A 22814-nucleotide genomic window follows, 5' to 3' on the forward strand; every position below is an offset into this window, starting at 1 on the left:
CCTGCGGTGTAAGATGTGTGTAGGACATGATGGGTTCCTTTCTGGGTGTTGTTTGGTCGTGCTTTCAACACTACCAGAAGCCCCATCATGTCCTGCCTCTTAACCCACCTCGAAGGTGGTGCACTTATGAGTTGAATCTACCATGGTAAACAAAATGCCCGGGGTCAGGTCTTGAATTATCACATTTCTTCATCTCCCACCCACCACAACGAAGCTCGAACACTCCCTTCCCCAGCAAGCGAAAAGCAGCCCAACGCCGAGCTGGCGGAAAAGCACCGCCCCTGAAAAAAAAATGCCGGCCCGCAAGGGCCGGCGATTCAAGGGGAGAGTGGGAGGTTTATTAGAGTCAGACTCCGCTGACTGCCAGTCGAACGCAGTTCTCGCTCGACCAGTTCTGGGAATCGCTGATGCGCGGAATGTCGATCAGACTGCCGGCGGCATGCGGACCGGCGGCTTCGACCAGCCGTACCCGCACAACGTCCGTGCGCAGGGATTCGACCACCGCCCGGGCGTGGTAACGGCCGCGAAAGTCGAACCAGAAAGCAGTCACGGTAACGCCGGCGGCCAGATTCTGGTCTTCCTGATGCAGGGCGAGTATCGGGTCGGGTCCCATCAGGCCGTCTCCTTTCCTCCGGAAAAGTGCCGCTGCAGATGCGCCTGGAGCATCGCCTCGTAGGCGGCTTCGGCATCCTGCTGATAGACCAGGCTCGACGCCACCTCGCTGGCGAGAATGGCGGCCCGGTACTTGGGCGGCAGCTGGCCGATCCGCCGCCGGAAGCGGGGCGTCTCGCGCAGCAGTTTCGGCAGGTGGGCCAGCAGGGCCCGCCGGTAGAGCGGCCGGTCGGCCAGCTCCGGGTTCTTCTGGAAGTAGTCGAACAGGCGGGCGTAGTGGCCGTTGATCTCGCGGGAGATGGCGGCGGAGATCTCGGTGTAGCTGCCCCCGCCCTGCTCCTTGCGGCGGAAGATCAGCCTCGCCTCGTCGGCGGCCCGTTTTTCAAGAATCGCCAGCACGTCGCCGACGTAACGCTCCTTGTGGGCGAAGAACTCCTGCTCGCTGAGCAGCAGATTGGCGATGATCTCGTAGGAGGAGGAGATGACGCCGCACTTGTTGGCCGAGGCGTCACGCATGATGATGACGCCGGCTTCCTGCAGCCGGTCGCGCGCCTCCGGGGTGATGAAGGAGTTGGCCCCTTCGACAATGGCGCGGGCGCTGGGCTGGCCGTCGCGCAGAAACTGCTGCCAGTTGCCGCGGTGGATGGTCTCCGGCCGGCCGCCGGCGGGGATGAAGAGATCGGCCTCGACGGTAAAGACCAGACTGTTGAACAGCCGGTAGAATTCGTCGACGGTGATCCACTCCTCGACCAGCGTGTCCCCCTGGCGGCTGATCTTGCGGTAAAGCTCGCGCAGTCCGTCCTTGCGGGTCTGGCTGCGGAAGATCATCATGCCGCCGTCGTGCAGGGCCTGCGGATCGTACTGGTCGATGTCGTGCCGCAGCACCACCTGCGCCAGGGCGTCATGATCGGCACCGGCCGGATCGAAGAGCGCCCCGGTGCCGTCGAGAATCAGCCGGATCTGCACCTTCGGCGCCCGCTCCAGCAGCAGGCGCAGGGCGTTGCCGGCGACATCGCCGCCGGGGCCACCGGTCATTTTGACGCTGAAGGCGTCCCGGCGCATGTCGATGCCCATCTGCTGCAGGGTGATGTCGGCGAAGGTGATGACGCCGGTGGAGGTGACGCCGAACTCCTTGTGGTTTATGCCGAACCTCTTGCTCGAGATGACGCCGGGGCCGAGCAGGTAGCCGCGCTTGGTCGAGATGCGGGCGATCAGCTCAACCATCTCGTCGTGCATGTTCTCGTCCGGCCCCAGCTCGATCGGCTCGTCCTCCCGGTAGTAGTCGACCACCCGGGGATCGCGAGCCACCCCGTTTTCGGTGACGTAGATGTCGAAAAAGGCCTGGATGAAGCCGTACTGCAGCTTGTACAGGCGCCGGGTGACCATCTCGCGGTTGGCGATGTCGGCGGCGTCGAGCACCACCACCATCTTCGAGCCACCCTCGTAGATGTCCTTGTTCTTCAGGTGCTGGGTGTGGGCCAGGACGTAGTTCTCGCGGAACAGGGTGTTGGCGTTGGTGATGAAGTCGTCCCGGTTCTTGGCCAGCACTGTGCGCCAGCCGCCGCGGGCGATGTCGGAGAAGCCGATGTGATAGCCGCAGCCGTGCCGGCCGAAGAAGAAGGTCACCCGGAAGGGCCGTTCCGGCGGCAGGTCGGAGGTGAACTCGGGCCCCAGCCGGTCGAGGTAGGCCGGATCGAGACGGAAGGCCAGAGCGTGCTTCTCGGCGACGAAGAAGTTGGTCTTCAGCGTGTGCTCGATGAAGAGCAGGCAGCAGCGGAAGATGGTCTTGCGGATGCCGTCGAGATAGGCGTGACCAGTGTTGTAGTCGTCGATCGCCCGCTCCAGCTCGGCGTGCTCGGTCCGGTAGGCCTGCTCACGCTCCTGCAGGCCGGGCTCGAAGCGGGCCCGGAACAGGGCCACCAGCCGCAGGGTCATCTCCAGGTCGGACATGAAGGCGTTTTCCACCTCCTGGTAGCCGAACCGGTCGGGCTGGTTGTGCGCCAGGGTGGTGTGGCAGAAGCTGGCGAAGGCATTGACCAGCGAGGCGTCGATGCCCGTCATCCGGCCGGCGGCGACGTACTGGCGGTAGGTGGCCGACACCGTCGACAGGATCTGGGTGTTGAACAGCTCCTGCTTGAGCTGGTTGAAGAGAAAACCGTTCTTCTCCAGCAGCGCCTCGCCATTGCCGTGCAGGTAGAAGGTGCCGAGAAAGTAGGGATGCAGCCCGTTGTGGATGGTCAGGCAGTAGGCCCGCTTGATCCCCAGCCCGAGGCGCTTGAAGACCTCCATCACCTGGTGCAGAAAATCAAGCTGCGGCGGGTTGCCGGCGGCGAAGAGGATGCGGTACTCGGGCTGGTCGACGATCTCCTGCGCCGGCTCGGCGTCGAAATAGACGCCGCCGCTGGCGACCGACTGCTGGTAGAGCCAGAGAATCTGGGCCACCCGGCGCGGCGGCGAGTAGCGGACGTAGTTCTCGTTGTTGAGCCAGAGCAGACGCAGCTCCTTGTCCAGCCGCCCCATGTCGTAGCCGGGATAATGCTCGCGCAGGGCGGCGCGAATCTCCTTGACGAAGGAACGGGGCACCCGGATCTCGCTGACGCCGGCGATATCCTCCGCCGTCTTGCGGTCGAACTCGAAACGCTGCAGCTCCAGCTCCTCGCCGATGCCCGGGATGGGGGCGTAGGAATGGGTGAACTGGGCGTAGGAGATCTCCCGCTCGCGCAGCAGCCGCAGGGTGTCGTAGAGGGAACCGGGACGGTTCAGCCGGGCGATCACCAGCGACTTCGGCGTGTCCCGCAGCACCAGGCGGCGGGTGTCCTTCAGGGTCGGCAGCTGGATGGCGAGCGAACCGATGGCGTCGGCTTCGTCCCGCATGGTCACCGACAGGTAGGGATGCATCTGCTCCTGCAGCCACTGCAGGTTGGCGCCGGCCTCCAGGCAACGGGCGGTGATGGTCTTCGATACCTGCCGGAACCAGCGCACCTTTTCCGATTCGGTCATGCCAGACTCCTGCTTCAGTCGGTCAGTGGAATCAGCAGCAGCGGTATGTCCGTCTTGCGGACGATCCGCTGGGCGACACTGCCGAGAAAAGCGTACTCGAGTCGCCCCTTGCCATGGGAACCGATGACGATCAGATCGGCGCCGCACCGCCTGGCCTCGGCGAGAACGACCGGCGCCGGCGGGCCGTGCAGCACCTCGATCCGGTCGATCCGCTCCAGATCCTCCGGATGGTCGGCCAGCTCCTCGCGGGCGAACTGCATCAGCTTGCGGCTGAGCAACCCGGCCACCTCGTCGCGGTGCTCCTTCTCGATGTGCCCCAGCTTGCCCTCCCCCATGATGGTGGCCACATAGTTGATGACCGCCTGGTCGACATCGGGAAGCACGTGCACGATCTCCACCGAGGCCTGGTGGGCCCTGGCCATGGCGACCACGTGCCGCAGCACGGTCGAGGCACTGGCGGAAAGGTCGGTGGCAAACAGGATTTTTTTGTAGACCGGTATCATGCCGCGCCTCCCGTCGCCGTGGCGGCAATGGCGGCGGCGTGCTTCCGGGCCCGCGGCAGCTGCATCAGGTAGATGACCACCAGCAGGGCGACACCCGCCAGATAGCAGATGTAGTGGTTCTCAAGACCGATCAGGTGCCCCCAGAAGTCGGGCCGGAACATGATGGCGCAGACCAGAAAGAGCAGCAGGGTCTCGTGGAACCTGTTCTTGGCGATGAACCAGCCCTGGGTGGCGGCGGCGAAGGAGCAGGTGCCGAAGCAGGTCATCACGAAGATGAAGATCGCCAGCGGGAAGCTGTCGATGCCGACCAGCAGGATGTCGGTGTTGAAAATGAACATGAAAGGCAGCGCCGCCGTCCGGATGTCGTAGAGGAAGCCCTGGATGCCGGTCGGAATCGGCTCGCTGCGGGCGATGGCGCTGGCCGCGTAGGCCGCCAGGCCGACCGGCGGCGTGTCGTCGGCCAGGATGCCGAAGTAGAAGCAAAACAGATGGGCGGCGATCAGCGGCACGACGAAGCCACTGTCCCCGGCCAGGGTGACCAGGGCCGGCGCCGTCAGGCTGGCCATGACGATGTAGTTGGCGGTGGTCGGCAGCCCCATGCCGAGAATCAGGCTGGCGATGGCGACGATGCCGAGCATCATGTAGAGGTTGCCCATGCTCAGGGTGTCGATGATGTCGGTAACCAGACCACCGAGGCCCATGGTCACCACACCGACGACCACGCCGGCCGCCGCCGTGGCCACGGCGACGCTGACCATGTTGCGGGCACCGGCGACCATGCCTTCGAAGATGTCGACGACGCCGAGCTTCAGCCCCTCACCGAAGGGCAGCCGCTCCTCCTTGCGCAGCCGCGCCACATGCTGAAAGAGCATGATCACCAGCAGCACCATGGTGGCGCGGAAGGCCGCCATGTCGGGCGAGTGACGGGGAACGATCAGCTCGTAGAGCAGGTAGAAAATCGGCAGCAGGTAGTGCAGGCCGCCGAACAGCACCTGGAAGAAGACCGGCAGCTCGGCCTTCGGCAGGCCGCGCATCCCCAGCTTGCTCGCCTCGATGTGGGTGAGGAAGAACAGGGCCACGTAGGAAGCAAAGGCCGGGATCGCCGCCGCCTTGCAGACTTCGAGGTAAGGCAGATTGACGTATTCGGCGATGATGAAGGCCGCGGCGCCCATGACCGGGGGCATCAGCTGACCGTTGGTCGACACCGCCACCTCGATGGCCGCCGCCTTCTTCGGCGGATAGCCGACCTTCTTCATCATCGGAATGGTGAAGGTGCCGGTGGTGACCACGTTGGCGATCGACGAGCCGGAAATCAGGCCGGTCAGTCCCGAGGAGAGGACCGCCGCCTTGGCCGGTCCCCCCTTGTAGCGGCCGAGCAGGCTCATCGCCAGATCGATGAAGAACTTGCCGGCGCCGGCTCTCTCCAGCAGGGCACCGAACAGGACGTAGAGGAAGACGATCTTGGCCGAGACATAGATCGGCACGCCGTAGATCCCCTCCGTGGTCAGCGAAATCTGCCCGATGTAGCGGGTCAGGCTCACCCCCTTGAAGGAAAGGAAATCGGGCATGTAGGGCCCGAAAAAGGAGTAGAGGGTGAAAACAATGCCGATCACCGCCAGCGCCGGACCGACCACCCGCCGGGTAGCCTCCCAGAGGATCAGCACCAACAGGCCGCCGATGATCATGTCGCGCGTGTTGGGCATGCCGACCCGGTTGGCGATCCCCTCGTAATCGATGGCGATGTAGAGGGCGATCAGGGCGGCGACGACGGCGATGACCAGGTCGACCGTCGGAATCCGGTCGGTCGCCGACATCCAGCGCAACCCGGGGATGTTCACCTTCCGCTTCAGGGTGGGGAAGGAGACATAGATCAGAAAGAGGGCGAAGGCGAGGTGGATGGACCGCACGTAGGTCGAATCGAGCAGCAGCCAGCTCGACAGCGACAGCTGGAACATGGACCAGCAAAAAGCGACGATCGGCACGATGAAGCGCTGCCAGCCGACGGCATGACGCAGCCCCATCTCCTCCTCTTCCACCATGCGGCGGGCCTTTTCAAGTCCCTCGTCGATCGGTTCCTGCAAATGGTTGTCATTCATGGTCGGTACTCCTTGATGGCATCTCGAGGCCTCGGTCGCCTCAGTCAAGCCGCCGGCGGCGGCTTGACTCAGGGATCGAAACGGAAGAAAGGCCGGGAGGCTTTCGCCTCCCGGCCGTGCGGCTTACTTCATCAGGCCGGCTTCTTTGTAGTACTTCAGGGCGCCGGGATGGATCGGGGCCGACAGACCCTGCAGCATGCTCTCCTTGGTCAGCACGGCGTAGGCCGGATGCAGCTTCTTGAACTCGTCGAAGTTCTCGAACACTTCCTTGGTGATGGCGTAGACGATGTCGTCAGGCACATCGGCGCTGGTGCAGAAAGTCGCCTTGACGCCGAAGGTCTCGACATTCTTCTTGTTCATCACCCCCGGATACTGGTCGACCGGAATGAACGACGGCGCGTAGTAGGGGAACTTGGCCACCAGCTTGTCGACGATGGCCTTGGGCACCTCGACGAAGTTGACCTTGCGGGCTCCGGCGACCGCTTCCTTCACCGAGCCGTTCGGATGACCGACGGTGTAGAAGAAGGCGTCGATGCGGCCGTCCTGCAGCATGCTGGCCGACTCGGCGGCCTTCAGCCCTTCGGCCTTGAGGTCCTTCTTGTAATCGATGCCGGCGGCCTGAAGCAGGTCGATGGCGTTGCCGCGCTGGCCGGAGCCGGGGTTGCCGATGTTGACGATCTTGCCCTTCAGGTCGTAGACGGTCTTGATGTTCTTGTCGGCGGCGGCGACGATGGTCACCGACTCGGGATGGATGGAGAAGACGGCGCGAAGCTTCTTCTGCGGCTTGCCTTCCCAGTCGGCGGTGCCGTGATAGGCCTGGTACTGGCGGTCGGACTGGACGACGCCGAACTCGAGATCGCCGGCCATGATGGCGTTGACGTTGAACACCGAACCGCCGGTCGACTCGACGGTGGCGCGCAGATGGTACTGCTTGCGCTTCTTGTTCACCATCTTGGCGATGGCGCCGCCGGTCGGATAGTAGACGCCGGTGACACCGCCGGTGCCGATGGTGACGTAGGTGGTCCGGGCGGCGAAGCCGGATACCGGCAGCATGGCGACGGCGACGACCGCCGCGAGACAAAGGGTCAGCAACTTCTTCATGTTTTCTCCTCCTTTTGTGGTTGATGTCACTGCAAGGCAGTGACGGTGATTACATCTTCGGCCACGGCGTATACAGCAAGGCCGATGCCAGTTTGCAGCGTCGACGCCAACACCCTGTTTTGTAAAACGATTTTCTAAAAATTATCGGCAGACGGGCGACCCGGGAGGGTATAACTTTGGTTATGGACGCGGAGATGACGAAAGGAAAAGGACGGGTTTGGGCAGGATTTGCCGAGGGCTATAACCAGGGTTATGGTTATAGCCATGGTTATACCCCTCAAGAAACGGAACGTCTCTGACGCAAACGCTTGCTCAGCGCCGGCTGGGAGATGCCCAGCAGCCGCGCCGCCAGGGTCTGGTTGTTGCCGGCCCGCTCCATGGCGGCGTCAACCAGCATGTCCGCCGCTTCGCTCAGGGTCGGCAGTTCGGGCAGCATGGCGAAGATGTTCTCCCGGTCAGCTGTTCGCTGCAGTTCGCGTCCCTCCCCGGTACGTTCCCTGAAGACCGCCATCGAGAGCACCCCCCCTTCGTGCCGGCTGACGGCGTCGTGCACCATCGCCTCCAGCTCCCTGACGTTGCCGGGAAAGGAGTAGGACATCAGCAGGTCGAGCAGTTCCGGCGGCGGCGTCGGCACCGGCTTGTTCAGTTCGGCGGCGGCCTTGCGCAGAAAGTGATCGAGCAGCAGGGGGATGTCCTCTTTCCGCTCGCGCAGGGGCGGGATGCGCACCTGATGGGCGTGCAGCCGGTAATAGAGGTCCTTGCGGAAACTGCGGTCGGACACCTTGGCCGCCAGGTCCTGGTTGGTGGCGCAGATGATGCGCGCCGAGCTCTGCCGCGGCGTGTCGCTGCCGAGCGGGTAGTATTCGCCCTCCTGAATCAGCCGCAGCAGCTTGACCTGGCTGGCCGGCGACAGATCGCCGATCTCGTCGAGAAAAAGGGTGCCGCCGGCCGCCTTCTCCACCATGCCGGCCCGCTCGCGCTCGGCTCCGGTGTAGGCGCCGCGGGCATGGCCGAACAGGGTGTCGGCAAAGACGTTGTCGTCGAGGCCGGCGACATTGACGTTCACCTGCTCGCCCCGGCCGTTGCTCAGCAGGTGCACCGCCCTGGCGACCAGCTCCTTGCCGACACCGCTTTCGCCGAGAATCAGCACCGGCTGCCTGGAGGCGGCGATCGATTCGAGATAGCCGAAAATCGCCAGCATCGAAGGATGCCGGGTGACGATGTGGTCGAAGACCTCCGGCCGTTCCAGCCGGCGACCGAACAGCCGCCTCCGGATGGCATGGTTCTCCCGCTGCAGGCGGACCATGCGCACCGCCCGGCGCACGCCGTCGAGCAGGCGGTCTTCCTCCACCGTCTTGACGAAATAGTCGAACGCTCCCTGGCGCATGCAGCGCACGGCGGTTTCGAGCTGGTTCATGCCGGACAGGATGATAACCTGCACCTCGGGATGTTCCTCGGTAATGCGCTGCAGCAGCTCCTCGCCGCCGACATGTGGCATGGTCAGATCGAGCAGCACCAGACCGATGTCGTGCTCCGCCAGCAGGCGGGGAACCTCCCGGCTGTCGGAACACTGAAGCAGGTTGGTGAAACCTCCCGGCCCCTCGAGAATCATGCCGAGGCTGCGCAGCCAGGGAAGCTCGTCGTCCACCATCAGAATGCTGAATTCTGGATTAAGCGCGTCATTCATCTCCGGGCCTCTCCTGGGGCAGATAGAGCCTGACCCGCGTCCCCTCGCCAAGACGCGAGGTGAACTCGAGCCGGCCGCCGTGTTCCTCGACGATACCAGCCGAAACCGACAGTCCCAGGCCGGTGCCGCCGCTCTCACGGCGGGTGGTGAAGAAGGGATCGGTCAGCTTCGGCAAATGCTGCGGATCGATGCCCCGGCCCTCGTCCGCCACCTCTAGAACCAAATGGTCGCCATCGCGCCAGGTGCGCAAAGTAACGGCCTGGTCGTGGGAGGTCAGGGCCTGGCAGGCGTTGAGCAGCAGGTTGACCACCACCTGCTCGATGCGCTGCGCCTTGCCGCGAAAGGTCGGCAATCCATCGGCGAGCTCGATCTGAAAACGGCTGGTCGCCTTCTTCAGGGTGTTCTCCACCAGCCGTACCGCCGCCTGGGCCACCTCGTTCAGGTCGACATCCTCGTTCAGTTCGGCGTCGTCGCGGCGGGCGAAGTCCTTCAGGTCCTCGACGATCCGCTTGATGCGCCCGGCCGCCTGCTGCATCTCGTTGAGCATCTGCGGGATCTCGTCGCGCATGCGCGAGTAGTTGAGCCAGCCGAGCCTGAAATCGCCAGTCTGGCGGTAATGCTCGTCCAGCCGGGCGGCCACATCGGCCCAGACCTTTTTCAGGATCGGCAGATTGAGCAGGATCAGGCCGTTGGGATTGTTCACCTCGTGTGCCACCCCGGACACCAGCACCCCCAGGGACGCCATCTTGTCGGCCTGGATAAGCTGCTGCTGGTGCACCTTGAGCCGCCGCAGGGCCTCCTCCTTTTCGGCGATCTCCCGTTTCAGATCCTCGGTCCGCAGGGCGACCTGCCGCTTGAGGGTGCTCGACCAGATGACGGTCAGGATCAGCACCGCCAGCAACGGCCCGACGACCAGGGCGCCGAGCCGGACGATGCGCTCCCAGGGAACGCCAGGTTCCGGCAGCACCCCCAACCAGCGTTCATAGATCTGGCGGTAGCGACCCGACTTCTTCAGCAGCGCCAGGCCCTCGTTGATCTTGGCCAGCAGGTCGCGGTTGCCTTTCTTCACCGCGTAGCCGTAGTCCTGGGCCACCAGCGGCCGGGCGATGGGATGGATGTTGTCCAGGCCGGCCTTGTGTATCAGGTATTCGCCGGGCAGCTTGGCGACCAGGGCGGCATCGCACTCTCCTTCGGCGAGCAGTCTCAGGGCGTCCTCCAGGGTCTCGACCGGCACCAGCTCGGCGTTCAGTTCCGGCCGGTCGAGCATGAAATCGTGCATCACCGCCCCGCGCATGACGATGACCCGCTTGTTGGCCAGGTCCCGCAGTCTTTTGATCGGCGAACCGTTGCGCACCCAGATCGACTGGTGCACCTTGGCGTGGGGAATGGAGAAGTCGACCTCGCTGGTCCGCTCGCGGGTAAAGGCCATCCCCTGCAGGATATCGATCGTGCCGTCGGCCAGTCCGCGCCGCATCTCGTCCCAGGGGCCGAGGCGGATCTCGATCTCCATGCCCATCACCTCGGCGATGGCGCGGGACAGCTCGACATTGAAGCCGGCCGGATCGCCGTTTTCGTCGAGAAACTCGTAGGGCGGATAGTTGTGGTCGCCGCCGATGACGACGGGACTCTCGCGGACCGGAAGTCTCCCCGGCTCGTCATCCTCGGCGACGGCCGGCATCGCCGACAGGAAAAGAGACAGGCAGAACAGGAGGAGACCCCACCACAAACCTCCCCTCTTCCGGCTGGCGAAGTCTCCCGAATCGCTCCCGGACCCGCTTCGATCGACGACAACGCTGAATGGATTACGCCCTGGCATCCGCCTGCTCCATCATGGCCCGAAGGGCCTCCAGTATGTGACCGCCCCGACGGACCGGCAGCGAGAAATGCCCCTCGCCGGGAATTTCCTCCAAAACCGCCGTCGGCAGCTGTGCCGCGTACCAGCGGCCGTGGGCGACGGGCACCGTCCGGTCATCCCCGCCATGCCAGATCATCACCGGAACCCGGATCGACAGCAGGGAAAAATCGAGCGGGCCGGCGAGCAGTTCCAGATCCTGCACCACCCCGTCCCCTCCCCGGCGAAACGCCTCGGCGATGGAGGCCACCAGCCTCTCGCGCACATCGGGCCGGCGCAGGATGGCGCGATCGGCCGCCGGCATGACCGGCGCCAGCAGTCCCAGCGTCCACGCCGGACGGGCGGCGAGCAAGGGGCTGACGACGGAACGGAAAAAGGGGCGGGCCAGCCGCGGACAGAATCGCATCAGCCCGAAACAGAGGCGGGCCGGCAGATGCAGGGCCAGAGCCAGCTCCGGAACGACAACCGGCGCCAGACCGCAGACCAGCCCCAGCGCCGAAACCCGCTCTTTCAGATGCGCCGCGACGGCGAGAGTGAAAAGGGCGCCGCCCGACACCCCGAGCAGGGCGAAGCGGCCAATACCCAGCTCGCTGGCGGCAGCCGACAGATCCGCCGCCCAGTCGGCAAACCGGCGACCGGGCGCGACATCGGACCGCCCGTAGCCTGGACGGTCGATGGCGATCAGCCGCACACCGAGCCGTGCCGCCTCTTCGGCGACCAGGGCCGCCTCGAGCCGGCTGCCGGGGAAGCCGTGCTGATAGAAAACCGGGCGGCCCGTCGCGTCGCCAAAGACGCTGACCGCCAGCCGCCTGCCGTCCGGCAGGTTCAAGAGCCGGGTCTGCCGGTCCCCGTCCACCTTGCCTCCGGCTAGTCGATACCGACAAAGAGCTTGATGTACTGCAGGCGCTCGAAGCTTTCCGGCTGGTCGCTGTGCGAACGACTCAGACGGCCGCGGAAGCGGTCGAGGCTGTCAAATCCCTTCTGTTGCATCCAGTCGGAAAGCTGCTGCCGGATCTCGCCGATCCGCTCCAGGCCGTGCTGATAGAGAGTCGAGCAGAGCTGCACCACCTGGGCGCCGGCCAGCAGCTGCTTGACGGCGTCCTGCCCGGTATGGATGCCGGTGGTCGCCGCCAGGTCGGCATCCACCCGCCCGTAAAGGAAGGAGATCCAGCGCAGGGGGGTATGAATCTCGCTCGAATCGCTGTAGGGATTGCCCGCCTTCAGCTCGAGCCTGTCGATGTCGATGTCGAACTGATAGAAACGGTTGAACAGCACCAGGGCGTCGGCGCCGCGCCAGACGATCCTGCCGCCGGTCTCCCCCGGACCGCACCAGCCGACGGTGAAGGGGGGGGCTTCCTGGCGGTCGGCGCAGAGGTGCTGGGCGAAATGGGCGAACGAACTGAAATAGGGGCCGATCTTCATGGCCACGGGAATGTCGACCTTCGACTTGACCTCGTGCAGCACCCGGTAATAGCGGTTTTCAACCTCTTCCGAACTCTGGCCGGCATCGGTCGGCATCAGGGCGACATTCAGCTCGATGGCGTCGGCGCCGGCGCTCTGCAGCTTCTCCGCATAGTCGGCCCAGCGCTGCGAGGAGACGCAGTTGAGACTGGCGATGACCGGAATCTCCACCGCCCGTTTCGCATCCTGAACCAGCTGCAGGTAGTCCCTGGGACCGAGCTCGATCCCGTAGCCCTGCAGATACTCCAGCCCCTCGCCACCGTACATGCCGTCGGCGGAATCGGCCATCTTCCCGGTTTCGGCCAGAATCTGCTCTTCGAACAGCGACTTGAGAACGACGGCGCCGGCGCCGGCCTCGGCGCAACGGCGAACGCCGTCCACGGTTCCGGTCAGGCTCGAACTGGCAACGACAAGGGGATTTTTCAGGCTCAGTCCCATGTAGCGGGTTGAAAGATCGACCATGGCATCCTTCCTCTGGTGGAATCGGTTTTGCGGCAGGATAACGCAAAATGCTGGCGAAAGGCCAGACCATTCAACGGGTTCAGGCCCATCCGGACGACGGGAAAGCGGCCCGGAAGGAGACCTCCGGACCGCTGGGCCGATTTACTTGACCGGGCCGGTAAAGATCCAGTCGTTGCTGATCACCGCCTGGTGGCACTGGATGCAACCCTTGACCTTGCCTTCCTTGAGCACCTTGCCGTCGGGAGCGTACTTGGCCCAGAACCAGTCGCCGGCCTCGCTGTCATAGCCCTCGACCCGGTACATGACCGTGACCGCAGCCAGCTTCTTCTCGGGCGTGTAGTTCTCCTTGACCACGAAGGCGCCATTCGGCAGCATGCCCTTTTTCGCCTCGATGGCCGCGAGGGCGTCGGGACTGACGTAGGTGGTCAGAAAGGCGCCGTGGGGATGACGCCCCTTGTAGAGTTTTTCCTTGCCGGGGAAAAGCGGCCATTGCTGATAGGGTTCGGTCTGGTGGATGTAGCGCCACACCGCCTTGCCGTCGGCAGCCGGGCGGTCCATGCCGCCGGCAACGGCGACGGCGGCCGCCAGCAAGACCAGAACCAGGCACCAGGCCCCTGCCGAAAACATCCGTGACATTCTCATCGCGTCTCTCCTCCATGTCTGTTGGTTGGCTTACCGGGCCGTTGAAAAACGATTGCAGCCGGCATGCCCTCGAGTCCGCCCTCATGACGTTTTTCAACACCCTGTTCCGACCGCTCGCATGCGGACGGAAAGGAACTGTTTAATTATCGGTCAATCCGGCAGCCCCGTCCCTCAGGCCAGCCGCTCCGGGTGGAGCAAAGAGAGGGAACGATAGCCGGTGACCAGCAGGCCGGAACGCCTGAGCCGGGCCAGCTCTTCAGCCACCACCTCGCGGGATGCGCCGATGAGGGTGGCCAGATCCTTCTGCGTCAGTGACAGCCGGACGGTGCCTCCCCGCTCCCGTACCCCGTGCCGGTCGGCCATCTGTTCTTCGCCCATCCCGGCGAAGAGATCCGCCCGCTTCAGATACCAGAGCTTGCTCTGCATGTGAGTGCCATTCCCTGTCATGCGCCTTTCCTAACGTATACCAGATGGACGGACGATCCGTTGTCGAATGCCGAAAAAACCTGATTCGTCATTGACCCCGGCCGATGGCTGCCCTAATCTTCTGTTTCATGGGATCGAAAATGAAACTGGAAACCTTCGCCGTTCTGCTGCTGGTCGTCCTGCTCGCCTTCTACGCCGGCTGGTATTTCTACGACACCCTGGAACCGGAGAGCCCGCCGACTCCGGCCGCCGACATCGAACCGCCGCCGCAGGCTCCCCCGAAACAGAGCGAGCGGTTGCCCATGCCGCCGCGCCACCCGGTTTCCCTGCCGGAAAAACCGCCGGAAACGGACGCGAAACAGCCGGCCGTTCTCCCCTTCCCCAGAAAGCTGGCGGAAGTCGACGGCTATCTGCAAAGACGGCTGCAGGACCTGGTCCGGGACAAATCCCTGCTGCGGCTGCTGCGGCTGGAACATTTCATCGGCCGGCTGGTGGTCTTCATCGACCAGCTGCCCGAAAAAAACCTGCCGAGACAGCACCTGCCGGTGAATCCGCCGGCGCCCCCCTTTCTTGTCGACCGGCTCGACGGCCACGACGTGATCAGCTCGGCCAACGCCCGGCGCTACGACCCCTACATCCGGCTGCTGACAGCCATCCCGCAGCAGACCCTGCTGCGCATCTATCGCGGCCTCTATCCTCTCTTCCAACAGGCGTGGCGGCAGACCGGGCAGCCGGGTTATTTCAACGACCGCCTGATCGAGGTCATTGATCATCTGCTGGCCACGCCGTTGCCGAAGGAACCGATTCCCCTGGTCCGACACATCAACCGCTACCGCTTCGCCGATCCGCGCCTGGAAGCCGAATCGGCCGGCCGCAAGCTGCTGCTGCGTGCGGGAGAGCAGCACGCCCGCACCCTGCTGCAATGGCTGAAGGAGTTGCGGACCGAACTGGCCGGGCCGGGCTGAGAACCATGCCGTCATCCGCTCTTGCCGCCTACCGGCAGCTGCTGACCCGGATCGATGCCTTCGCCGCCAAAACCAGGCAACGTCTCGGCGAGCAGCTGTACTGCCGTCCGGGCTGCGCCGGCTGCTGCACTCACATCGGCGTTCTGCCGGTGGAAGCCCTCGCCCTGTCCGGGGCCCTCGCCGAAGCTCCGCCACCACTACGCGAACGGGTCCGGAAACGTCTCGCAAACACTGCCGGCGACGACTGTCCGCTGCTGGAGCAGAACCTCTGCCTGCTCTATGACGCCCGGCCGGTCATCTGCCGGACCCAGGGACTGCCACTGCTGGTCGGCAGCGGCGAAGAACGCCGCATCGACTTCTGCCCGCTCAACTTCCGGGGACTCGACAGCCTGCCGGGAGAGGTCGTTCTCGACCTCGACCGTCTCAACCAGACCCTGGTGGCGATCAATCTGCTGCTGGGTGAAAAACTGAAAAGAGAGGGGATCAGGATGCCGGAGCGCCTGCGCGTCGCTGAGGCGCTCGTCTGGAACCCGCTGGCCGCTGCCGGCTAACCGAGGGCGACGTCGAGGGCCATCATCACCGCGAACCCGGCCAGGGTCGCCATGGTGACGAGGTCGATATGGGCGTTGATGCGCTGCGATTCCGGAATCAGTTCCTCGACGACGACAAAGATCATCGCCCCGGCAGCGAAACAGAGCGCGTAGGGCAGAATGGACTGCATGTAGGTCACGAACAGAACGCCGATCAGCCCGGCGACCGGTTCGACCATGCCGGACGCCTGCCCGAGAAGAAAACTCCTGCCCTTGCCCATCCCTTCCCGGCACAGGGGGAGCGAAACCGCCGTCCCTTCCGGAAAGTTCTGGATACCGATGCCCAGCGCCAGGGCAATCGCGCCCCCCAGGGTCGCCGACGGCAGACCGACGGCTACGGCACCGAAAGCGACGCCGACGGCCAGACCTTCGGGGATGTTGTGCAGGGTGATGGCCAGAACCAGCAGGGTGCTGCGCTGCCACGAGGTCTTGACCCCCTCGCTCTGGTCGATGCGCAGCCCGGGATGCAGATGCGGCAGGAAACGGTCGGTCAGGCGCATGAAGACGCCGCCGCCGAGAAAGCCGATGACGGCGGTCAGCCAGGGGGTGTGCCCCAGCTGGGCGGCCATCTCGATACCGGGGGAAAGCAGCGACCAGAAACTCGCCGCGATCATGACGCCGGCGGCAAAGCCCAGCATCGCGTCGAGCAGCCTGCGCCGCACCACCGGAACGAAAAAGACCAGCGAGGCGCCGGCGGCGGTCACTCCCCAGGTGAAGAGTGTCGCCAGCAGGGTCTGGACAACGGGACTGAGCTGCTGAAAAGGCTCGAACATGGCGGCAAAGAAATCAAAGGGGTAGCATGGGGGCGAACGGCCGTAGTGACAACGTTACATCAGACGCCCGCCGCTGCGCCAGCCTTTTCATCGGTACCCGGCGCAGGAGCGGGGCGCGCCATGGCGCGTCCCGCTCCTGCGCCCGTGATCGTCCCGACCGGTCACTGGTTCTTCCAGACCGGCGGCCGCTTCTGCAAAAAGGCGTTCATTCCCTCCTTCTGGTCCTCGGTGGCGAAACAGAGCCCGAACAGATCGGCCTCATATTCGAAGGCCTGCTCCGAGCCCATCTCCAACCCGTTGTCGACCGCCTCCTTGATCAGCCGTACCGCCACCTGCGGCTTGGCGGCGATCCTGGCCGCCAGCTCCCTGGCCGCCGGCAGCAGCCCGTCGTCAGGATACACCTCGTTGACCAGACCGATCTCCATCGCCCGCCGGGCGGAAATCATGTCACCGGTAAACAGCAGCTGCTTGGCGATGCCCTTGCCGACCAGGCGCGGCAGCCGCTGGGTGCCCGCCCAGCCCGGAATGATGCCCAGGTTGACCTCGGGCTGGCCGATTTTCGCGCTCTCGGCGGCCAGGCGGATGTCGCAGGCCATGGCCAGCTCGCAGCCACCGCCGAGAGCGTAACCGTTGATGGCGGCGATCACCACCTTGGGCATCTTTTCGATCTGGCAGAACAGCTTCTGGGCACTGCGGGCGGCCTCCCGGGCCTCGAGCGGACCGAGGGATACCATGACCGAGATGTCGCCGCCGGCGATGAAGGCCCTGTCACCGGCGCCGGTGAGGATGACCACGTGCACGTCGCGATCCTCCTCCAGCTTCCGCAGCGCCTCACCGAGTTCGGCAATGGTGGCGGGATCGAGGGCGTTGAGGGCCGCGGGCCGGTTGACGGTCAGGACGGCGACCCTCTCCTTCTTTTCGAGCAGCAGGTTGCGAAAATCCATGCCGCCCTCCCTAGCGGTCGAGGTTGACCAGCACCCGGCCGCGGGACTGCCCCTGCAGCATGCGGTCGATTTCGACCTGCAGACCGTCCAGACCGACCTCGCGGCTCATGTCGGCAAGCTGCGACGGCTTCCAGGACCCGGCCAGCTTGCCCCATACCTGCTCCCGGCGGTCACGGTCGATCTCCACGGAATCGATGCCGAGCAGGCTCACGCCCCGCAGAATGAAGGGGAAGACGTTGACATGCAGCTCCGGCGACGCGACCAGGCCGCAGCAGGTCACCGCCCCGCCATGGCGGGTCGCCTTGAGCGCGGCGGCGAGAATCGAGCCGCCGACACAGTCGACCACGCCGCCCCAGCGCTCCGACAGCAGCGGCCTGTCGGCGTTCTCCAGCACGTCGGAACGGCTGATCACCTCGGCGGCTCCCAAATCGCGCAGAAAGGCATGCTCGCTCTCCTTGCCGGTCGAGGCGACGACCCGGAACCCCTCGGCGGCCAGCATGGGAATGGCCAGCGAACCGACACCGCCGGTGGCGCCGGTCACCAGGATGTCGCCGCAATCCGGCCGCAAACCGGCGTCGAGCAGCGCCTGCACCGACAGCCCCGCCGTCAGGCCGGCGGTGCCCAGCATCATGCTTTCGGCCATGTTCAGACCGGTCGGCAGCGGCAGCGCCCAGTCCGAGGGGACACGGATGTACTGCCCGAAACCACCGGGGGTGTTCATGCCCAGGTCACGGCCGGTCACCAGCACCGCAGCACCTGGCTCGAAGGCGCCGTCGCTGCAGCTCACCACCTCGCCGACGGCGTCGATGCCGGGGGTATGCGGATATTTACGGGTCACGCCGCGATTGCCGATCGACGACAGGGCGTCCTTGTAGTTGAGCGACGAATAGCGCACCCGCACCAGCAGCTCGCCCGGAGGCAGATCGTCCGTACTGCGCTCGACGATACTGCGGCTGAATTTTTTCGCTTCGACTTCCTCGACCCAAAAGGCTTTGAAGATCTGGCTCATCTCTTCCTCCCGATTTTTGAATGGGTTTGACAGGACTGCATACATGGATCAGGACCTTACTTTAACCTGAATCAGCAAATTTATCACTGGTGAATAGCACAAGTCATTATCTACTCCTAAACTTTCCCAAAATCACCGGTGAACCTGTGGGCGCACCTTGCGATTTTGGAAAATCTTTGTTCGGAACCAGCACTTGCACTCTCCATCCAGCCCAGACTCACTGATTCGGATTCAACGGACCAAAGCAGTTCCCCGGCGTTCCCGAACGCCGGCGGCGGTTGACCCTTCGGGAGCGAGAGTGTAAAGTCCAGAAAACCCCTTCCCGAGGTCCCCGGTCAGGCATGGCAGAGCTGATTTCCATCCGCAATCTCAAAACCTACTTCCAGACCGAGCGCGGCATCGTCAAGGCCATCGACGGTATCGACCTCGACATCAGCCGGGGCGAAACCCTTGCCCTGGTCGGCGAATCGGGCTGCGGCAAGTCAATGACCGCCCTTTCCATCCTGCGGCTGGTACCCGAGCCGGGACGCATCGTCAGTGGAGAGATCCGCTTCGACGGCCAGGACCTGTTGCGGCTGCCGGAACCGGAGCTGAGACGCATCCGGGGCAACCGCATCTCCATGATCTTCCAGGAGCCGATGACCTCGCTCAATCCGGTCTTCCGGGTCGGCGAACAGATCGCCGAAGCCCTGCGGCTGCACCGGGGCATGAACCGGGGGGAGGCCCTGCGCGCCGCCGCCGACCTGATGACCCAGGTCGGGATTCCCGAAGCCGGCATGCGGCTCGCCGACTACCCGCACCAGCTCTCCGGCGGCCTGCGGCAGCGGGTGATGATCGCCATGGCCCTGGCCTGCGATCCGGCGCTGCTGATCGCCGACGAACCGACCACCGCCCTTGACGTCACCATCCAGGCGCAGATCATGGATCTGCTGCTCGACCTGCAGAGGGAACGGGGAATGGCGACCCTGCTGATCAGCCACGACCTCGGGGTGGTGGCGGAAAGCGCCGACCGGGTCGCCATCATGTACGCCGGCCTGATCGTCGAAACGGCCGCCACCGGCGAAATCTTCGGCGAACCGCTGCACCCCTATACCCGGGGGCTGCTCGACTGCATACCGAAGCTGGGAGAAGAACGCCAGCGCCTCAACCCCATTCCCGGCCAGGTCCCCGACATCGCCGACCTGCCCCCCGGCTGCGCCTACGCCGAGCGCTGTCCGCTGGCGGACGGTCATTGCCGCAGCCGGACGCCGGGGCTGAAAGAGATGCGGCCGGGCCACTTGGTCCGCTGCTGGAAATGCCGATGAACGAAGTCCTGCTCGAAGTCTGCGATCTGCACAAGTCCTTCACCGTCAGCCGGGGTCCCCTGTCCGGACCGCCCCAAAGGCTGCGGGCAGTGGCGGGCGTCTCTTTCAGTCTGGCACCGGGCGAAACCCTCGGCCTGGTCGGCGAATCGGGCTGCGGCAAATCGACCACCGGCCGTCTGATCACCCGCCTGATCGAGCCGGACAGCGGCGTCATCCGCTTTGGCGGCACCGACCTGACCCGCCTGAACCAGCGCAAACTGCGCCCCTACCGCCGGCGGATGCAGATGATCTTCCAGGACCCCTTCTCCTCCCTCAATCCACGAATGAAGGTGTTCGACATCCTGGCCGAGCCGCTGCTGCTGCACGGCCTCGCCACCGGAAAGGAACTGGCCGTCGAGGTCGGTGAACTGGCCCACCGGGTCGGCCTCGGTCCGGAACACCTCGACCGTTATCCGCACGAATTTTCCGGCGGCCAGCGGCAGCGCATCGGCATCGCCCGCGCCATCGCAGTCAGACCGGAACTGATCGTCGCCGACGAGCCGGTTTCTGCCCTCGATCTTTCCATCCAGGCGCAGGTGATCAACCTGCTGCGCGACATCCAGCAGCAGGACGGGCTCTCCTATCTCTTCATCGCCCACGACCTGGCGGTGGTGGAGCATATCAGCGACCGGGTCGCCGTCATGTACCTGGGGCGCATCGTCGAACTCGGCCCGGCCCGTGAACTGTACCGTCATCCACTGCATCCCTACACCGAGGCCCTGCTCAACGCCGTGCCGATTCCCGACCCGAAACGCCGCCAGAAACGACAGATCCTCGCCGGCGAAGTCCCTTCTCCGATCACCCCGCCCGCCGGCTGTCCCTTCCATCCCCGCTGTCCCTACGCCGGCGAAATCTGCCGGGTGGAGAACCCGCCGCTGGTCGAAAAGGACACCGGACACCACACCGCCTGCCACTACAGCGAGCAGGTCGGACGCTACCGGCGGCCGGCCGCCCCGGCAGGGTCCTGACCGGATTCCGGCTTGACTCACTGTGCCGTCGATGGCACAATCCGACCACTTGTCTAATCACCCACCTTTTCTGGTACGGGAGGCCCATGGGTCCGATCACCACCGACAGGGATCTCTGTCGCAAATGCTACGCCTGCGTGCGCAACTGCCCGGTCAAGGCGATCAAGGTCAAGGAGGACTGCACCGAAGTCATCCACGAGCGCTGCATCGGCTGCGGCAAGTGCCTGCGCTCCTGCTCGCAGAACGCCAAGCAGATTGCCGACTGCATCGACGAAACCCGCCGCCTGCTGGCCGGGGGCAGTGACGTGGTCGCCGTACTCGGCTGCTCTTTTCCCGCCTTTTTCAACGACATCCGTCCCGGACAGCTGGTCACGGCACTGAAAAAACTCGGCTTCGTCGAGGTCCACGAAGGAACCAGCGGCGTCGAGCTGATCCGCGACGATTACCGCCGCCTGATCGAGCGGCCGCCGCAGACACCGCTGATCTCGAGCCACTGCCCGACGGTGGTCGACCTGATCGAACGGCACTATCCGCAGCTGCTGAAGAACCTGCTGCCGGTGGTTTCGCCCATGGTCGCCATCGGCCGCTTCATCAAGCAGCAGCGCGGCAGCGACACCCGGGTGATCTACATCAGCTCCTGCATCGCCGGCAAATTCGAGATCGCCGGCGAACCGGTGGCCGGCGCCATCGACACGGTGCTGACCTACCGCGAGCTGAACATCATGCTCGACGAGCACGGCTACCGGCTGAGGGAAATGCCGGAGACCCCCTTCGACGGCATCGAACCACATCAGGGACGCATCTTTCCCATCGCCGGCGGACCGTTCCGTGCCTTCGGCATTCCGCACGATTCCCACAATCCCGACTACATCGCCACCGAAGGGGAAGAGAACGCCCTGGAAATCATCCGCGACCTGGCGGCCGGGCGCATCCGTCCCCGGGTGGTCGACATCCGCTTCTGCAACGGCGGCTGTATCGGCGGCCCCGGCAAGAACAACCGTCTGACCACCTTCACCAAGCGGCACCTCATCTACGGCTATCACCAGAGCACCGACATCCCCTACCGCACGGCCGGACACTACCTGGACGTCGATGCCAGTCCCGACCTGGGGCGGACCTTCACCAACAAGCATCGGCGGCTGACCCTGCCGAGCGCCGAAAGCATCCGCCAGATCCTGCGCGCCACCAACAAGCACAGCGAAAAGGACGAGCTGAACTGCGGCGCCTGCGGTTATCACACCTGCCGGGAACACGCCGTGGCAGTCTACCAGGGGCTGGCGGAAGGCGGCATGTGCCTGCCCTACTCACTGCAGGTTCTCGAGGAGGACCGCTTCAACCTGGCGCAGAAATACGAACTGGCCCGCCGGGCCCTCGACCAGGAATTCGGCGACCTGGAGATTATCGCCGAGGACGGCAAGACACGCGAAGTGCTCGACCTGATCCGCCAGGTCGGCCCGACCCCGACCACGGTGCTGATCCGGGGCGAGTCGGGGACCGGCAAGGAACTGACCGCCCGTGCCATCCACCGGCAGAGCCTGCGCGCCGACCGGCCGCTGGTCACCGTCAACTGCACCACCCTGCCCGACAGCCTGCTCGAAAGCGAGCTCTTCGGCCACGTCAAGGGGGCCTTCACCGGCGCCCACGCCGACAAGAAGGGGCTGTTCGAGACCGCCAGCGGCGGCACCATCTTTCTCGACGAAATCGGCGACATCACCCCGAAGCTGCAGGCGGAACTGCTGCGGGTGCTCGACAACGGCGAAATCAAGCCGGTCGGCAGCAACCGCTCGATCAAGGTCGACATCCGCCTGATCACCGCCACCAACAAGAACCTGGAACAGGGTGTGCGCGAAGGCTGGTTCCGCGAAGACCTGTTCTACCGCCTCAACGTCTTCACCATCAACCTGCCCCCCCTGCGCAATCGCAGGGAATCGCTGCCCGCCCTGGCGCACCATTTCGTCGAACGCGCCAGCAAGCGGCTGAACAAGCCCCTGCTCGGCATCGAGGACCGGGCGGTGGAAGCGATGCTCAACTACCACTGGCCGGGCAACATCCGTGAGCTGCAGAACATCATCGAACGCGCCGCGGTTCTCACCCAGGACAACGTGATCCATCTCGACAACCTGCCGGTCGTCTTCGCCGAGCTCTACCAGAAGCTCCAGCTGCCGGCCGATCGACCCACCACGTTCAACGAACTGCGCTCGGCCCAGGTCGGGAGAATCGAGGCCAACCTGCTCAAGCGCTATCTGCAGGAAACGGGCGGCAACGTCTCCGCCGCCGCTCGCAAGGCCCAGCTGCCACGCCGCACCTTCTACCGCCTGCTCGAACGGCATGGCATCGACAGCAAGGCCTTTCGCCGCCGGCCCACCTGAGCCAGCTGTGG

General features: G+C 64.7%; 19 protein-coding genes. 5 read left to right on the plus strand and 14 right to left on the minus strand.

Going from position 1 to position 22814, the window contains the following annotated elements:
• Positions 1-346: 346 nt before the first annotated feature.
• From EDC39_RS08620 to EDC39_RS08670, 11 genes are all read right to left on the minus strand, one after another.
• On the minus strand, positions 347-613 hold the full coding sequence (locus EDC39_RS08620) for a hypothetical protein (protein ID WP_148895983.1): 267 nt from the start codon (positions 611-613) through the stop codon (positions 347-349).
• Entirely contained in the window at positions 613-3612 is a 3000-nt protein-coding gene (locus tag EDC39_RS08625) for an NAD-glutamate dehydrogenase domain-containing protein (RefSeq protein WP_148895984.1), read from the minus strand. Before EDC39_RS08625 ends, EDC39_RS08620 begins: the two co-directional genes overlap by 1 nt.
• 14 nt (positions 3613-3626) lie before the next feature.
• The gene (locus EDC39_RS08630) at positions 3627-4115 is read right to left on the minus strand and encodes a universal stress protein (RefSeq protein WP_148895985.1); all 489 of its coding nucleotides are present in this window, start codon (positions 4113-4115) and stop codon (positions 3627-3629) included.
• Positions 4112-6211: a TRAP transporter permease gene (locus EDC39_RS08635; protein ID WP_148895986.1), complete on the minus strand. Its 2100-nt coding sequence runs from the start codon at positions 6209-6211 to the stop codon at positions 4112-4114. Before EDC39_RS08635 ends, EDC39_RS08630 begins: the two co-directional genes overlap by 4 nt.
• A 123-nt stretch (positions 6212-6334) precedes the next feature.
• On the minus strand, positions 6335-7312 hold the full coding sequence (locus tag EDC39_RS08640; RefSeq protein ID WP_148895987.1) for a TAXI family TRAP transporter solute-binding subunit: 978 nt from the start codon (positions 7310-7312) through the stop codon (positions 6335-6337).
• A gap of 277 nt (positions 7313-7589) precedes the next feature.
• On the minus strand, positions 7590-8999 hold the full coding sequence (locus tag EDC39_RS08645; protein ID WP_148895988.1) for a sigma-54-dependent transcriptional regulator: 1410 nt from the start codon (positions 8997-8999) through the stop codon (positions 7590-7592).
• The gene (locus tag EDC39_RS08650) at positions 8992-10725 is read right to left on the minus strand and encodes a transporter substrate-binding domain-containing protein (protein ID WP_246140220.1); all 1734 of its coding nucleotides are present in this window, start codon (positions 10723-10725) and stop codon (positions 8992-8994) included. The genes EDC39_RS08645 and EDC39_RS08650 overlap by 8 nt, the downstream gene beginning before the upstream one ends.
• A 76-nt stretch (positions 10726-10801) precedes the next feature.
• Complete coding sequence (locus EDC39_RS08655) at positions 10802-11707, minus strand: alpha/beta fold hydrolase (protein WP_148895990.1); 906 nt, start codon at positions 11705-11707, stop codon at positions 10802-10804.
• Positions 11708-11718: 11 nt separating this feature from the next.
• Positions 11719-12774 carry a dihydroorotate dehydrogenase-like protein gene (locus EDC39_RS08660; RefSeq protein ID WP_148895991.1) on the minus strand — a complete coding sequence of 352 codons (1056 nt, stop codon included), beginning with the start codon at positions 12772-12774 and terminating at the stop codon, positions 11719-11721.
• 141 nt (positions 12775-12915) lie between these two features.
• Positions 12916-13416: a cytochrome P460 family protein gene (locus EDC39_RS08665; RefSeq protein ID WP_246140221.1), complete on the minus strand. Its 501-nt coding sequence runs from the start codon at positions 13414-13416 to the stop codon at positions 12916-12918.
• Positions 13417-13587: 171 nt separating this feature from the next.
• Positions 13588-13863 carry a helix-turn-helix domain-containing protein gene (locus EDC39_RS08670; RefSeq protein WP_148895992.1) on the minus strand — a complete coding sequence of 92 codons (276 nt, stop codon included), beginning with the start codon at positions 13861-13863 and terminating at the stop codon, positions 13588-13590.
• Between the two features lie 119 nt (positions 13864-13982).
• On the opposite strand from EDC39_RS08670, the gene EDC39_RS08675 reads away from it, so the two are divergent.
• Together EDC39_RS08675 and EDC39_RS08680 are read left to right on the plus strand one after the other, a co-directional pair.
• Complete coding sequence (locus tag EDC39_RS08675; protein WP_187426719.1) at positions 13983-14807, plus strand: DUF3014 domain-containing protein; 825 nt, start codon at positions 13983-13985, stop codon at positions 14805-14807.
• Positions 14808-14812: 5 nt separating this feature from the next.
• Complete coding sequence (locus EDC39_RS08680) at positions 14813-15358, plus strand: YkgJ family cysteine cluster protein (RefSeq protein ID WP_148895994.1); 546 nt, start codon at positions 14813-14815, stop codon at positions 15356-15358.
• On the opposite strand, the gene EDC39_RS08685 is transcribed toward EDC39_RS08680, so the two are convergent.
• The 3 genes from EDC39_RS08685 to EDC39_RS08695 form a co-directional block, all read right to left on the minus strand.
• Entirely contained in the window at positions 15355-16170 is an 816-nt protein-coding gene (locus tag EDC39_RS08685) for a ZIP family metal transporter (protein WP_148895995.1), read from the minus strand. The genes EDC39_RS08680 and EDC39_RS08685 overlap by 4 nt on opposite strands.
• 161 nt (positions 16171-16331) lie before the next feature.
• A complete protein-coding gene (locus EDC39_RS08690) occupies positions 16332-17114 on the minus strand; it encodes an enoyl-CoA hydratase/isomerase family protein (protein WP_148895996.1) in 783 nt (260 codons plus the stop codon).
• A gap of 10 nt (positions 17115-17124) precedes the next feature.
• Entirely contained in the window at positions 17125-18123 is a 999-nt protein-coding gene (locus EDC39_RS08695; protein WP_148895997.1) for a YhdH/YhfP family quinone oxidoreductase, read from the minus strand.
• A gap of 341 nt (positions 18124-18464) precedes the next feature.
• On the opposite strand from EDC39_RS08695, the gene EDC39_RS08700 reads away from it, so the two are divergent.
• The 3 genes from EDC39_RS08700 to EDC39_RS08710 all read left to right on the plus strand — a co-directional run bounded on the left by EDC39_RS08700 (position 18465) and on the right by EDC39_RS08710 (position 22803).
• Complete coding sequence (locus tag EDC39_RS08700; RefSeq protein ID WP_148895998.1) at positions 18465-19427, plus strand: ABC transporter ATP-binding protein; 963 nt, start codon at positions 18465-18467, stop codon at positions 19425-19427.
• A complete protein-coding gene (locus EDC39_RS08705; protein WP_148895999.1) occupies positions 19418-20434 on the plus strand; it encodes an oligopeptide/dipeptide ABC transporter ATP-binding protein in 1017 nt (338 codons plus the stop codon). The genes EDC39_RS08700 and EDC39_RS08705 overlap by 10 nt, the downstream gene beginning before the upstream one ends.
• An 86-nt stretch (positions 20435-20520) precedes the next feature.
• Positions 20521-22803 (plus strand): sigma 54-interacting transcriptional regulator, encoded by a 2283-nt coding sequence (locus tag EDC39_RS08710; protein ID WP_148896000.1) that lies wholly within the window; start codon positions 20521-20523, stop codon positions 22801-22803.
• The last annotated feature ends 11 nt before the right edge of the window (positions 22804-22814 follow it).

It is taken from the genome of Geothermobacter ehrlichii, assembly GCF_008124615.1.
GTDB classification, from domain to species: domain Bacteria; phylum Desulfobacterota; class Desulfuromonadia; order Desulfuromonadales; family Geothermobacteraceae; genus Geothermobacter; species Geothermobacter ehrlichii.